This window comes from Saccharopolyspora hordei (assembly GCF_013410345.1).
In the GTDB taxonomy this organism is placed as follows: Bacteria; Actinomycetota; Actinomycetes; order Mycobacteriales; family Pseudonocardiaceae; genus Saccharopolyspora; species Saccharopolyspora hordei.
In genome coordinates this window covers 4,723,131-4,736,781 of sequence record NZ_JACCFJ010000001.1, presented here as the reverse complement: position 1 = coordinate 4,736,781, position 13,651 = coordinate 4,723,131, and the positions used below count along the sequence as shown (strand labels likewise).

The following is a 13,651-nucleotide window of genomic DNA, read 5'->3' as shown; positions in this document are numbered from 1 at the left end:
CACGGACCCATCCCACCACGTCGCGGGCGTGCTCGGGTGAGCAGGAGCACGTGCCCACGCGCCCGGGCGGGGCGGTGACCGGTTATAGAGTCGGCCCATGAGCTTCCCGCGTCTGGTCGACCGCCGTCCCGCGCTCACCCCGGACGAGCTGGTCGAGGCGATGACCCCGCCGCCCATGTTCGACGCGGTGCGGTTCGACACCTACATCCCGAACCCCGAGGAGCCCAGCCAGGCGCAGGCCGTGCGGGAGTGCGCGGCGTTCGCCGCGCGGATCAACGGCAGCGGCGGGGGCGGGTCGTGGCTGCGCGGCGTGTTCGGCCGGAAGAAGGCCGCCGCCGGCAAGCAGGGCCTCTACCTCGACGGCGGCTTCGGCGTCGGCAAGACCCACTTGCTCGCCTCGCTGTGGCACGCCACCGAGGGCCGCAAGTCCTTCGGCACCTTCGTCGAGGTCACCAGCCTGGTCGGGGCGCTCGGCTTCGCCGAGACGGTGCGTCGGCTGTCCGAGCACAAGCTGCTCGCCATCGACGAGTTCGAGCTGGACGACCCGGGCGACACCATGCTGGTCACCCAGCTGATCGCGAAGCTCACCGACGCGGGCGTGCACGTGGCGGCCACGTCCAACACGCTGCCCGACAAGCTCGGCGAGGGCCGGTTCGCGGCCGCGGACTTCCTCCGCGAGATCCACGCGATGTCGGCGCGGTTCGACGTGGTGCGGGTGGACGGCCCCGACTACCGGCACCGCGGGCTGCCGGAGGCGCCCCGCCGATGAGCGACGAGGAGCTGGCCCGGCTCGCGGAGGCGACCGACGGCTCGACGCTGGACGACTTCGACGAGCTCTGCGAGTTCCTCGCCGGCCTGCACGCCTCGAAGTACGGGCGCCTGGTCGACGGGGTGACCGCGGTGCACCTCCGCGGGGTGCACGCGGCGCCGGACCAGGACGTCGCGCTGCGCCTGGTGGCGCTGGCCGACCGGCTCTACGACCGCTCGATCCCGGTGCGCGTCTCGGGCGAGTCGCTGTCGTCGCTGTTCACCGAGGAGATGCTGCACGGCGGGTACCGCAAGAAGTACCTGCGCGCGATCAGCCGGCTGACCGCGCTCTCCCGTGACCTCGCCGCTTCCTGACGCGGGCCGCTCGCACCGAGCGGCCCGCGACCGCGTCAGCGGGTGAGGACCTCGGCGATGGCGTCCAGCCCGGTGTCGAGCTCCTCGCGGGTGATCACCAGGGGCGGCGCCAGGCGCAGGGTGGTGTCCTGGGTCTCCTTGCACAGCACGCCGCGCTCGGCGAGGGCCTCGCTGGCCCGGCGGCCGGTCGGCCCGCCGGGCGCGATCTCGACCCCGGCCCACAGCCCGCGCCCGCGGACCTCCAGCACGCCGCGCCCGACGAGCTCGCCGAGCCGGGCGTGCAGGTGCGCGCCGAGCTCGCGCGAGCGCTGCTGGAACTCGCCGGTGCTGAGCAGCCTGATCACGGCGCGCCCCACCGCGCAGGCCAGCGGGTTGCCGCCGAAGGTGGAGCCGTGCTGGCCGGGGCGCAGGACGCCGATCACGTCGTCCCGGCCCACCACCGCCGACACCGGCAGGATGCCGCCGCCGAGGGCCTTGCCGAGGGTGTAGAGGTCGGCGCGGATGCCGTCGTGCTCGCTGGCCAGCAGTTCCCCGGTGCGGGCCAGCCCGGACTGGATCTCGTCGGCGATCAGCAGCACGCCGTGCTCGTCGCAGAGCCGCCGCAGCCGCGGCAGGTAGTCGGCGGGCGGCACGATGACGCCCGCCTCGCCCTGGATCGGCTCGACCAGGACCGCCGCGGTGCGCTCGCTGATGGCGGCCTCCACGGCGGCGGCGTCGCCGTAGTCGGTGATGCGGAAGCCGGGCGTGTAGGGCCCGAACTCGTCGTGCGCCACCGGGTCGGTGGAGAACGACACGATGGTGGTGGTGCGGCCGTGGAAGTTCGAGCCGGCGACGATGATCTCCGCCTGGTTCTCCGGCACGCCCTTGACCTGGTAGGCCCACTTCCGGGCGATCTTGATGGCGGACTCGACGGCCTCGGCGCCGGAGTTCATCGGCAGCACCCGGTCGGTGCCGGTGAGCTCGGCGAGCTCCTTGCAGAACGGGCCGAGCTGGTCGTGGTGGAACGCGCGGCTGGTCAGCGTGAGCCGGCCGAGCTGCTCGGTGGCGGCGGCGACCAGCGCCGGGTGGCGGTGGCCGAAGTTCAGCGCCGAGTACCCGGCCAGGAAGTCCAGGTACCGCCGTCCGTCCACATCGGTCATCCAGGCGCCGGACGCCTCGGCGATCACGACCGGCAGCGGGTGGTAGTTGTGCGCGCTGTACTGGTCGTCGAGGGCGCGGAGCTCCGCTGCCCCCGACGACGCCTCGAGGTGGGACGGAACGGCAGTCATGGCACAAGGTTATGCCGCGACCAGCGGAGATTTCAGCCGCGAGGTGTTGCTCGTGGCGTCACTTCGTTGCGTCGTCAGGGCATCGTGCGGCTGATCGTTGCTCGCCTGGGGCGCTGCGGTGCGGCTTGGCACCATGTGGTGGGCGGGGTCCGCGGCTGTGGAGGTGCGACGTCGATGGCGGGTGAGTACCGCGTGTACCTGGGGGCCTACACGGGCGCGGACACGGCGGCCGACGGCATCCAGGCGGCCACCGCGGACAGCAGCGGCGCGCTGCGCTGCGAGGGCACCGCGGCCGAGGCCGACGACCCGTCGTTCCTGGCGCTCGCCCCGGACGGGCGGACGGTCTTCGCGGTCAGCGAGCAGCACGCCGGGCGGGTCGTCTCGCTGGAGGTCGGCGAGGGCGGTGCCCTCCGCGAGCTCACCTCGCAGCCCACGCTCGGCGGGGACCCGTGCCACCTGAGCGTGCACCCGTCGGGGAAGCACCTGTTCACCGCGAACTACCGGACCGGCAACGTGGTGGTGCACCCGATCGGGGCCGGTGGGGTGCTGCGCGAACCGTGCCACGTCGTGCAGCACAGCGGCAGCGGCCCGAACCCGCAGCGCCAGGAGGGGCCGCACGCGCACCAGGTGCTGCCCGACCCGACCGGGCGGTTCGTGCTCGCGGTGGACCTCGGCACCGACTCGGTGCACGTCTACGACTTCGACGAGGACAGCGGGCACCTGGCGCTGCGGCGCGAGGTGCCGGTGCGGCCCGGGGCGGGGCCGCGGCACCTGGCGTTCCACCCGGCCGGCGACCGCGCGTACCTGGTCAACGAGCTGGCGTCGTCGGTCACCGAGTTCGGCTACGACCGGTTGTCGGGCGCGCTGGAGCCGGGGCGGACGCTCAGCGCGCTGCCGCCGGACTACGGGCGGACGAACCTGTCCGCGGAGGTGGTGGTGACCCCGGACGGCCGGTTCGTGCTCGCCTCCAACCGCGGCCACGACAGCGTCGCGGTGTTCCAGACCGACGCCAGCGACGGCGAGTTCCGGCTGCTCGGCATCCACTCGGCACGGGTGGCCGAGCCCCGCCACATCGCGCTGTCCCCGGACGGGCGGGTCCTGTTCGCCGCCGGGCAGCGCAGCGACGACGTCCAGGCGTTCGCGCTCTCGCCGGACGGCGAGCTGACCCCGCTCGGCGACCCGGTGCCCGCCCCGACGCCGGTCTGCGTCCTCCCGGTGCCATGACGGCGCCACACCGGGGTCGCGACGTTCGCCGGGAGCGTGCTCGCTGCGGTGGACGGCCCGGCCGAGGCCGACGAGGAGGCGGTGCGAGCCCGCACCTCGTACGGCGACGTCCCCGTCCGGCGGTCAGAGCACCCGGCTGTCGTAGCGGCCGGGGGCGTACTGCTGGAGGGCGGTGCGCACGCGGCGGATCTCCTGGCGGCGGGTCAGCCAGCCGCTGACCGAGCCGATGGGGAAGACGCGCGCCCCGCCGTGGTGCGGGCGGAGCCGGTGCCACAGCGTCGAGCGCTGGGCGGCCCCGTCGGTGAACCACACCGCGACCGCGGCCCGCTTGCCGGTGCCCGCCACCCCGACGCGCTGGACCTGGCTCCACGGGATCTCGCGCACCATGCCCATCCGCGAGACCAGCAGTCCGTCGCTGTTGACCTTCAGGTGCAAGCTGGGCATCACCGCCCGGCCGAGCGACCAGACCGCGCTGATGCCCAGCAGCAGCATGCCGAGCTGGAAGATCACCAGGTGGCGGGAGCCGAAACCGGCGTCGTACAGCCGGTACGCCCCGACCATGATCGCGAAGTAGACCAGCGCCGACAGCAGCGCCCGGAAGCGCCCGGTGGTGCTGAACACCGGCCCCGGGTTGTCGCGGCGCACCTGGGGCTGCCGGGAGGTCTGCCGCGGCTTCGCGGGCACGATCTCGTCCCGCATCCCCTCCGTCACCGGCTGCGGGCCCGGCGCCGGTCGGGGCGCGGGCGCCGGCGGTGGCTGCGGTGCCGGCGGGTGGGGTGCGCTCGGCGGGGGTTGCGGTGCGGGCGGCGCCGCTGCCGGTGCTGCTGCCGCCGCGGGGGCGGCCTGGGTGTAGGCGAGCGTGGCGGGCTTGGGCGCGGCGACCGACTGCGGCGGGGGAGTGTCGGGCAGCTCGGCGCTCGTCGTCTCCTGCAGCTGGGTGGCGTGCTGGGCGATCACGTCGGTGATCGCCGGCGGCAGCCACTGGTGGCCCTGCGGGCTGGTCTCGCCGATCTCGTCCAGCATCTCGTCGGGCGTGGGACGGGCCGCCGGGTCCTTGGCCAAGCACGCGGCCAGCAGCGGGCGCAGCCCCTCCGGCACCTCGGACAGGTCGGGCTCGGCGTGCGCCACCCGGTACAGCAGCGTCGCGGTGCTCTCCTCGCCGAACGGCCCCTGTCCGGTGGCGGTGAACACCAGCACCGCGCCGAGCGCGAAGACGTCGCTGGGCGGGCCGACCTCGTGGCCCAGCGTCTGCTCCGGGGAGAAGTAGCCGGGGGTGCCCATGAACATCCCGGTCGCGGTCAGCGCGTTGCCGGTCATCGCCCGCGAGATGCCGAAGTCGATGACCCGGGGGCCGTCCGGGCCGAGCAGCACGTTGGCCGGCTTCAGGTCGCGGTGCACCAGCCCGGCGCGGTGGATCGCCTTGAGCGCCTCGGCCAGCCCGGCGCCGAGCCCGCGCACGGTGGGTTCCGGCAGCGGCCCGTGGTCGCTCACCGCCTGGTGCAGCGTCGGGCCGGGCACGTACTCGGTGGCCAGCCAGGGCTGCTCGGCGTTCGGGTCGGCGTCCACCACGGCGGCCGTCCAGAAGCCGCCGACCGAGCTGGCGGCGGCCACCTCGCGGCGGAAGCGCTCCCGGAACTCGGCGTCCTCGGCCAGGTCCGGCCGGATCACCTTGACCGCGACGACCCGGCCACCGCGCGAGCGACCGAGGTAGACCCCGCCCATCGCCCCGCGCCCCAACCGGGCGAGCAGCCGGTAGTCGCCGACCCGGCGCGGGTCGCTGGCCAGCAGTGGCTGCACGGGGTATCGGCCTCCTCCGACGGATCACGCTGTCGTCCCTCCCGAGCTTAGAGGTTGGCTGTGCACCCGTGCGGTGCGTTGGCGCGAGCCCGCGCAGATCACAGGGGTGGGCGAGTCGCGCTGCGGCCCGGCGGTCCAGGTCGGAGGCTGGTGCGGGCGGGTGCGCGGACCCACCGCCGGGACGGCTCCGGCGGCACCGCGGCAGCGCCTGCGGTCGCCGCGGGAGACGGGTCTTGGTAATCGAATACTTGGCTTCGTTCCAACCCTTTCTCGGCGTGGGTGTTGTGGGTATGATCCGGCGCACTGCCAGCCCTGAGGAACGATCAACGCAGATCGAGGGAGGCGCACGTGACGCCCACCGACCAGCTCCGGCCCGCTGTGGCGCTGCACGGAGTCGGCAAGTCGTTCCCCGGGGTGGTCGCGGTCTCCGACGTGACGCTGAGCATCCCGCCCGGCGAGGTGCACGTCTTCGCCGGCGAGAACGGTGCGGGCAAGTCGACGCTGATGAAGCTGATCGCCCAGGTCGAGCCGCCGTCGACCGGCCACATCGAACTCGACGGCAAGCGCGTCGAGTACCACGGCCCGGGCGCGGCGCGGCGCCTCGGCGTGTCGATGGTGCACCAGGAGTTCGCCCTCGCCCCGGACCTGTCGGTGGCGGAGAACCTGTTCATCGGCCACGAACCCGGCCGCGGTGGCTGGATCTCCCGGTCGGCTGAGCGCCGCGCCGCGCGCGAACTGCTCGCCGAGGTGGGGCTCGACATCGACCCGGGGCGCCGCGTCGCGCAGCTGTCCACAGCGGAGCAGCAGCGCGTCGAGCTGGCGAAAGCCCTGGCGGTGCAGGCGAAGGTGCTCATCCTGGACGAGCCCACCGCGAGCCTGACGGAGCGGGAGGCCGAAGAGCTGTTCGGCATCGTCCGGGGGCTGACCGCCAAGGGCATCGCGGTGCTCTACATCTCGCACCGGCTGGACGAGATCTTCGAGATCGGCGACCGGGTCACGGTGATGCGCGACGGGGCGGTGGTGGCCACGCGGGCGGTGACCGAACTGGACGAAGCGCAGCTGGTGCAGCTCATGGTCGGCCGCGACGTGGACAACCTCTACCCGCGCACGTACCACGAACCCGGGCCCGTCCGGCTGCGCGTCTCCGGGCTGATCCGGGGCGACGTGGTGCGCGACGTGTCCTTCGAGGTCCGCGCCGGGGAGATCGTCGGCCTGGCCGGGCTGGTCGGCGCGGGCCGGACCGAGCTGGCGCGCACGGTGTTCGGCGCGGAGCCGCCCGACGCAGGCACTGTCGAGCTGGACGGCGAGGTGCTGCGCATCCGCGGCCCGGCCGACGCGATCGCCGCCGGGATCGGCTACCTCACCGAGAGCCGCAAGACCGACGGGCTGGCCCTGCAGCTGGGCGTGGACAAGAACATCACCTTGGCCAAGCTGCCGATGCGCGCGGGCCTGATCGACCTGGCCGCCGAGCGCCGCATCGCCGAGCGGGAGCGCGACAGCCTGCGCATCCGGGTGCCGTGGGTGGGGCGGCCGGTCCGCCAGCTCTCCGGCGGCAACCAGCAGAAGGTGGTCCTGGCGCGCTGGTTGGAGACCGGCGCGGACGTGCTGTTCTTCGACGAGCCCGGCCGTGGCATGGACGTCGGGGCCAAGTCGGAGATGTTCCAGCAGATGGACTCGCTGGCGGCGCGCGGCGCGGCGGTGGTGTTCATCTCCAGCTACCTCCCGGAGCTGCTGAACATGTGCGACCGGATCTTGGTGATGCGCGGCGGCCGGATCACCGGCGAGGTCGGCCGCGCGGAGTTCTCCGAGGAGCGCGTCGTCGCGCTGGCGACCGGTGCCCGCAACGTCTCGAACGGGGGAAACCATGGCTGAACCGTCCACAGCGGACCGCGGTCTGCTGGGCGCGCTGGGGGACCGCATGTCCGGTGCGGTCTCGCAGGTCGCGGCGGCGGGTGCGCTGATCGTCGTGTTCGTGGTGCTGTCGATCATCGCGCCGTCGTTCCTGACCGCGGACAACCTGTTCAACCTGGGCTCGCAGACCTCGGTGAACGCCGTGATGGCGGTCGGCGTGACGCTGGTGATCATCACCGGCGGCATCGACCTGTCGGTGGGCTCGGTGGCCGCGCTGTCCGGCGTGGTCGGCGTGCTGCTGATGGCCGAGCACGGCTTGAACCCACTGGTCGGGATCGTCGGCGGCATCGCGGTCGGTGCGGTGGCGGGGCTGGTCAACGGGCTGCTGGTGTCGGTGGTCGGGCTGCCGCCGTTCATCGCCACGCTGGGCATGCTCAGCGTGGGCCGGGGCCTGGTGCTCATCGCCACCGGCGCGGTCGCGGTGTTCGGCGCGCCGGACTCGTTCCGGCTGCTGGGCCAGGGCGTCATCAACAGCGTCCCGATCCCGGTGCTGCTCATCGCGGTGGTCGCGGTCCTCGGGCACCTGGTGCTGACCCGGACCAGGCTCGGCCGCTACGCCTACGTGATGGGCTCGAACATGGAGGCCGCGCGGCTGTCCGGTGTGCCGGTCAAGCGCTACACGACCCTGGTCTACGTGCTCTCCGGTGCGCTGGCCGGGCTGGGCGGCATGATCGCGGCCTCGCGGATCAACTCCGGCCAGCCGAACTTCGGCGAAGGCCTGGAACTGGACGTCATCGCCGCGGTCGTCATCGGCGGCGCCAGCCTGTTCGGCGGTCGCGGCACCGTGCTGGGCTCGCTGATCGGCGCGTTCCTGGTCGCGGTCATCCGCAACGGCGCGGTCCAGCTCAACATCGGCACCTTCTACCAGAACGTGCTGATCGGCGTGATCATCTGGCTGGCGGTCTGGTGGGACCGCTACCAGCGGCGCAGGCTCGGCGGCGACGCCGGGTGAGCGACGACCTCGCAGCCCGTGGGAAACCGGTGACGAGCAAGGGAGCTCGAGGATGAAGAAGGTTCTGACCGCGGCGTGCGTGCTGGTCTCGGTGGCAGCGGCCGGGTGCAGCGTCGGAGTGCGCGAGCAGACCGGTGGGGGTGGCGACCAGGGCGGGCCGATCAAGCTCGCCGTGGTGCCGAAGGCCATCGGCTTCGACTTCTGGGAGAAGGTGCGGGTCGGCGCGGAGTGCGCGGGCTCCCAGCACCAGGACGTCACCGTGCACTGGGACGGGGTCAACGCGGAGAGCGACGTCAGCGGCCAGCAGAGCTTGCTGCAGGACCTGCTGTCGCAGGGTGACGTCAAGGGCCTGGTGTACGCCGCGACGGACGCCAAGGCGCTGGCCGACGTCACCAAGTCCGCGCAGGGCCAGGGCACCACGGTGGTCAACATGGACTCCGGCACCGACCCCCAGCCCCCGGACGTCCCGGTCTACGCCACCAACAACGTCGCCGCCGCCGAGCAGGCCACCGACCTGCTGGCCGAGCAGCTCGGCGGGACCGGCAAGGTGGCGTTCATCGAGTTCCAGCCGGGCACCAGCACCAACGAGACCCGGGCCGAGGGCTTCGAGCGGGGCATGGCCAAGCACCCGGGCCTGCAGCTGGTGGCGCAGCAGTCCAGCGACAGCGACTTCAACCGCGCGCTGCAGGTCACCCAGGACATCCTCACCGCGAACCCGGACCTCGACGGCATCTACGCGGCCAACGAGCCCAGCGTGCTCGGGGCCGCCGAAGCGGTCCGGCAGGCCGGCAAGGTCGGCCAGGTGAAGATCATCGGGTGGGACACCTCGGAAGGTGAGATCCAGGCGCTGCGCGACGGTGTGATCACCGGCCTGATCGCGCAGAACCCGTTCAAGATGGGCTACGCGGCCGTGAACGCGGCGGTGGCCGAGATCCGCGGTGAGCAGAACCCGTCGCCGGAGACCGACACGGGCTCGACGCTGATCACCGAGGAGAACCTGGACAGCCCCGAGGTGCAGAAGCTGCTCAACCCGTCCTGCGAGAACCCGCCCGCCTGACGGTCCAGCGAGCGCGGCCGGCACCGTGGTCCGGCAGTCCGACGGCGCCGGCCGCGCCGGGCAGGTGCGGCACCCGGACCGCGCACCCAGCGGCGAGGACGTCGTCGCGATCCTGCGCGCGATCGCCGCGCAGGCCGAGGAGCGCTGACCGGGTAGGCCGGTGGGGCGGGAGGTAGAACGGTGCGGTGGGCACCGTGATCCTCAACCCTCTGGTCCAGCAGGTCCTCGACCTGATCGGCATCTTCGCCTTCGCGCTCTCCGGGGCGCTGCTCGCCGTGCGCAAGCGCTTCGACGTGGTCGGCATCGTGGTGCTGGCCGAGGTGACCGCGCTGGGCGGCGGGCTGTTCCGCGACCTGGTGATCGGCGCTGTGCCGCCGGAGGCGTTCACCACCACCTCGTACTTCACCACGCCGCTGGTCGCCTCGGTGGTGGTGTTCTTCTGGCACCCGCGCCTGACGAGGATCCGCCGGTTCGTGCTGTTCTTCGACGCGATCGGGCTGGGTGTGTTCTGCGTGGCGGGCAGCCTCAAGGCGCTGAACCACGGCATGCACCCGCTGGCCGCGGTCGCGCTCGGTGCGGCGACCGCCATCGGCGGTGGGGCCGCCCGCGACCTGCTGGCCGGCGACGTCCCGGCGCTGCTGCACCCGGAGAGCGAGATCTACGCGGTGCCGGCGCTGGTGGGCAGCGGCCTCGTCGCGGTGCTGGCGGTCACGGGCACGCTGACGCCGATCACCAGCGCGCTGGCCGCGCTGCTGGCGGTGGTGGTGCGGCTGCTCGCCCTGCACTACGGCTGGCGTGCGCCGCTGGCGCGCGGTGGGGGCTCGCTATGAGCGCTGCCTGAGGACCGCCAGGGCCTGGTCGGCGTGCGCCTCCACGCGGAACTCGCTGCGGATCACCGCCAGCACCCGGCGCTGCTCGTCGAGGACGAAGGTGTGCCGCTTGACCGGCAGCGGCCCGAACCGGCGCTTTACGCCGAACCGGCGCGCGACGGCACCGTCGGCATCGGACAGCAGCGGGAACGGGAACCCGTGCGCCTCGGCGAACCGCCGCTGCTTGCCGACCTGGTCCGCGCTGATCCCCACCGGCTGCGCCCCGACCTCGGCGAACTCCGCGGCCAGGTCCCGGAAGTGGCAGGCCTCCTTGGTGCACCCGGTGGTCATCGCCGCAGGGTAGAAGAACAGCACGACCGGGCCACCGGCGACGAGCCCGGAGAGCGTGCGCTCCTCGCCGTCCTGGTCCGGCAGCGCGAAGTCCGGCACCACGTCACCCTCGCGCATCCTCGCTCCTTCCCGGTCGATCATGACCAGGGTAGGGGGAGGACCGCGCCGACCGGGTGGCGGCGCGGGCGCTCGGGGTTCCGGTGGACCCCTCGGTGGGGTAGTCGGTGGTATGCCTGAGCTGCCGGACGTCGAGGGTTTCCGCCGGGTCGCGCGGCACGCCGAGAAGCGGCAGGTGCGCGACGTCCGCGTGCACGACGCGCAGGTGCTGCGCGGTGTGGGCGGCGAGGAGTTCCGGGAGGCGGTGCGGCGCCGGTACTTCGGCGAGCCGCGGCGGCACGGCAAGTGGCTGCTCATCCCCACCGGCGGCGCGCCGAACGCGACGCCGGCGGAACCCGTCGTGGTGGCGCACTTCGGGATGACCGGCAGCTTCGAGTGGTGCGACCACGGCACCGAGGCCCACCAGCACGACCGGGTGGTGTTCGACTTCTCCGCCGGGGAGCTGCGGTACCACGACATGCGCAAGCTCACCGGGCTGCACCTGGCGCGCAGGCAGGACGACGTGGACGACCTGCTGGCCGAGCTCGGGCCGGACGCGCAGCGGATCGGCCTCGGGGAGTTCGGCGAGCGGCTCACCCGCACCCGGCGCGGGACCAAGGCGGCGCTGATGGACCAGTCCGTGCTCGCCGGGCTGGGCAACATCTGCACCGACGAGCTGCTGTGGCGCGCCCGCGTCCACCCGAACCGGACCACGACCCAGCTGAGCTCCGACGACCTGGAACGCATGCACGGGGAGATGCGCGCGATGCTGCGTGCCGCCGTCCGGGCCGGGCACGTGCCCGACGACGCGGCCTGGCTGACCGGGCACCGCGACGAGCCGGACCCGCGGTGCCCGCGGTGCTCGACGCCGCTGCGGCGGACGCGGATCGGCGGGCGCGGCACGCTGTGGTGCCCCACCTGCCAACCGCAGTGATGTTCGGAGCGCATGCGGTCGTGCACGGAACGTGGGGTAACCTGAACGCGTTTCGGGGGTCAGGGTCGGATCGGGGGGTTCGACCGCGCGGAGCCGGGAAGCCGTGGGGGCGTGGGGCCGGCTCCGCGCCGCCCGTCCGCGCAGGCGATCACGTGGTCTAGCGCACGTATTACCGGCCAGTAACCGCCTCTCCTGGCATGATCGGCGAGGCAGCGCAGCCGGAATCGGGAAGGATCGTGTGGTGACCAAGATCGAACGCCTGGGAGTCGTCGGCGGCGGGCAGATGGGCGGCGGCATCGCGGAGGTCGGCGCGCGGGCCGGGCTCGACGTCGTCGTGTGCGAGGTCAACGAGGACGCCGCCACCGCCGGCCGGGCCCGGTTGTCGAAGTCGCTGGACCGCGCGGTGCAGAACGGCAAGCTCACCGAGGCCGACCGCGACGCCGCGCTGGAGCGACTGCGCTTCACCACCTCCCTGAGCGACCTGGCGGACCGCTCCATGGTCATCGAGGCCATCGCCGAGGACGAGCAGCTCAAGACCAAGCTGTTCGCCGACCTGGACGAGGTGGTGTCGGACCCGGACGCGATCCTGGCCTCGAACACCTCGTCCATCCCGATCGCCAAGCTGGCCGGTGCCACCGGCCGGCCGCAGCAGGTGCTCGGCGTGCACTTCTTCAACCCGGTCCCGGTGCTCAAGCTCGTCGAGCTGGTGCCGTCGCTGCTGACCTCGGAGGAGACGGTCGAGCGTGCGGCCGCCTTCGCCACCGAGCAGCTGGGCAAGGAGACCATCCGGGCCAAGGACCGCTCCGGGTTCGTCGTCAACGCCCTGCTGGTGCCGTACCTGCTGTCGGCGATCCGGATGGTCGAGGGCGGGTTCGCCAGCGCCGAGGACGTGGACAAGGGCATGGTGCTGGGCTGCGCCCACCCGATGGGCCCGCTGCGCCTGTCCGACCTGGTCGGCCTGGACACGCTCAAGGCGATCGCGGACTCGATGTTCGAGGAGTACGGCGACCCGAACTACGCGGCGCCGCCGCTCCTGCGCCGCATGGTCGACGCGGGCCTGAAGGGCAAGAAGTCCGGCAAGGGCTTCTACGACTACAACTGACGCGGCCCGGAGCGAGGGCGCCTTCCGCGGCAACGGCGGGAGGCGCCCTCGCGCAGGACGCCTCCTCGGTGGGCGGTCCGCTCGCTGGACTGGAAGCGGGGCGTTCCACGACCTTCGTCCCCGGTCTCGCCTCGCCAGCGTTCCCTCGCCGCGCTGCGCGACGAAGAGCAGGCGTTTCGCGATGCGACACTGCGTGGTTCTGAGGCGCTGGAGCGGATTCTGACGCGAGGTGTCGACCAGCGGGGTGAACATGAGCAACCACAACAGGAAACGCGCGATGGCCGCGATCGCGGTGTCACGTGGGCTGACGACGTGGACTTCTCCGACATGACGTGGTTGGAGGGCCACGATGACTGACCAGTTGTACCCGGGCCGACCGAGTGGCGCTCACTTCTCGCCGCCCGGCCGAGCGCCCCAGCGGCCTGCCGCTCTGGAACTGGCAGTCGGAGCGTGGGCGACGGACGCGGTGCTCTACTGGCTGCTCGCTGCGCTCACCACCGGAGGTGCCGTCATCGCGAGCGTGGTCTTCGGTGTCGCAGTCGCCGGGATCCTCGTGTTCGGCTGCTGGAAGGTCCGCTCCGGGCACAACGGCTGGCGAGTCTTCTTCACCGTCCTCTCCGGCTGCTACGCGGTTCTCGTCCCGTTCGGGTTCCTCGACCCGGCGTGGGGCCTCGGGCTGAAGGCGTTCAGCGCGCTCGTCGGCGCACTGGGCGTCACAGGGATCGTGTGCTCGTGGCTGCCTGCCTCGAACCGCTACTTCCACGCCGCTGTCCACCACCGACGCGCCGTGCAAGCTCAGCGGTTCGCGGAGTTCATGAGGGACGATCCGCCCCCGCCTGGTCTGCGGCGCAGGAACCAGCCCCCGCCTCCCGCGTCCGGTGGCTGGAACGGACCACCCCGCAGCAGGTGATCTCCAGTGCCCTTCGGCAGTGTCCCCATCGATCCGCTCGACCGTGGCCCGCTGGCGCTCGTGGCGATCGATCCGATGTGGACACCTCGGTTCCCGAGGCGAGGTCTCGCGCGGTTTC

General features: G+C 72.8%; 12 protein-coding genes and 1 pseudogene. 10 read left to right on the top strand and 3 right to left on the bottom strand.

The window, feature by feature from the left end; genetic code table 11:
* Positions 1-97 precede the first annotated feature (97 nt).
* Positions 98-1,122 (top strand): annotated as a pseudogene (gene zapE, locus HNR68_RS21670) (cell division protein ZapE).
* Positions 1,123-1,157: 35 nt separating this feature from the next.
* Here the strand turns inward: zapE and rocD are convergent.
* Entirely contained in the window at positions 1,158-2,390 is a 1,233-nt protein-coding gene (gene rocD, locus HNR68_RS21665) for an ornithine--oxo-acid transaminase (protein WP_179723590.1), read from the bottom strand.
* A 174-nt stretch (positions 2,391-2,564) separates the two neighbouring features.
* On the opposite strand from rocD, the gene HNR68_RS21660 reads away from it, so the two are divergent.
* Complete coding sequence (locus HNR68_RS21660; RefSeq protein WP_179723589.1) at positions 2,565-3,614, top strand: lactonase family protein; 1,050 nt, start codon at positions 2,565-2,567, stop codon at positions 3,612-3,614.
* Between the two features lie 123 nt (positions 3,615-3,737).
* Here HNR68_RS21660 and HNR68_RS21655 read toward each other — a convergent pair whose 3' ends face one another.
* On the bottom strand, positions 3,738-5,411 hold the full coding sequence (locus HNR68_RS21655) for a protein kinase domain-containing protein (RefSeq protein WP_179723588.1): 1,674 nt from the start codon (positions 5,409-5,411) through the stop codon (positions 3,738-3,740).
* Positions 5,412-5,759: 348 nt separating this feature from the next.
* On the opposite strand from HNR68_RS21655, the gene HNR68_RS21650 reads away from it, so the two are divergent.
* Genes HNR68_RS21650 through HNR68_RS21635 form a run of 5 tightly spaced genes read left to right on the top strand, consistent with a single transcriptional unit; the run spans position 5,760 to position 10,161 of the window.
* Complete coding sequence (locus tag HNR68_RS21650; RefSeq protein WP_179723587.1) at positions 5,760-7,283, top strand: ATP-binding cassette domain-containing protein; 1,524 nt, start codon at positions 5,760-5,762, stop codon at positions 7,281-7,283.
* A complete protein-coding gene (locus tag HNR68_RS21645; protein WP_179723586.1) occupies positions 7,276-8,274 on the top strand; it encodes an ABC transporter permease in 999 nt (332 codons plus the stop codon). Before HNR68_RS21650 ends, HNR68_RS21645 begins: the two co-directional genes overlap by 8 nt.
* A 52-nt stretch (positions 8,275-8,326) precedes the next feature.
* The gene (locus HNR68_RS21640; protein WP_179723585.1) at positions 8,327-9,331 is read left to right on the top strand and encodes a sugar ABC transporter substrate-binding protein; all 1,005 of its coding nucleotides are present in this window, start codon (positions 8,327-8,329) and stop codon (positions 9,329-9,331) included.
* A gap of 25 nt (positions 9,332-9,356) precedes the next feature.
* On the top strand, positions 9,357-9,479 hold the full coding sequence (locus tag HNR68_RS27285) for a hypothetical protein (protein WP_281377501.1): 123 nt from the start codon (positions 9,357-9,359) through the stop codon (positions 9,477-9,479).
* Between the two features lie 46 nt (positions 9,480-9,525).
* Positions 9,526-10,161, top strand: a complete 636-nt coding sequence (locus HNR68_RS21635) for a trimeric intracellular cation channel family protein (protein WP_343050314.1) — start codon at positions 9,526-9,528, stop codon at positions 10,159-10,161.
* Here the strand turns inward: HNR68_RS21635 and HNR68_RS21630 are convergent.
* Complete coding sequence (locus HNR68_RS21630) at positions 10,156-10,608, bottom strand: peroxiredoxin (RefSeq protein WP_179723583.1); 453 nt, start codon at positions 10,606-10,608, stop codon at positions 10,156-10,158. The genes HNR68_RS21635 and HNR68_RS21630 overlap by 6 nt on opposite strands.
* A gap of 112 nt (positions 10,609-10,720) precedes the next feature.
* On the opposite strand from HNR68_RS21630, the gene HNR68_RS21625 reads away from it, so the two are divergent.
* The 3 genes from HNR68_RS21625 to HNR68_RS21615 all read left to right on the top strand — a co-directional run bounded on the left by HNR68_RS21625 (position 10,721) and on the right by HNR68_RS21615 (position 13,533).
* On the top strand, positions 10,721-11,521 hold the full coding sequence (locus HNR68_RS21625) for an Fpg/Nei family DNA glycosylase (RefSeq protein ID WP_179723582.1): 801 nt from the start codon (positions 10,721-10,723) through the stop codon (positions 11,519-11,521).
* Positions 11,522-11,762: 241 nt separating this feature from the next.
* Positions 11,763-12,623 (top strand): 3-hydroxybutyryl-CoA dehydrogenase, encoded by an 861-nt coding sequence (locus tag HNR68_RS21620; RefSeq protein ID WP_343050313.1) that lies wholly within the window; start codon positions 11,763-11,765, stop codon positions 12,621-12,623.
* A 349-nt stretch (positions 12,624-12,972) separates the two neighbouring features.
* Positions 12,973-13,533 (top strand): hypothetical protein, encoded by a 561-nt coding sequence (locus tag HNR68_RS21615; RefSeq protein ID WP_179723580.1) that lies wholly within the window; start codon positions 12,973-12,975, stop codon positions 13,531-13,533.
* Positions 13,534-13,651: the final 118 nt, after the last annotated feature.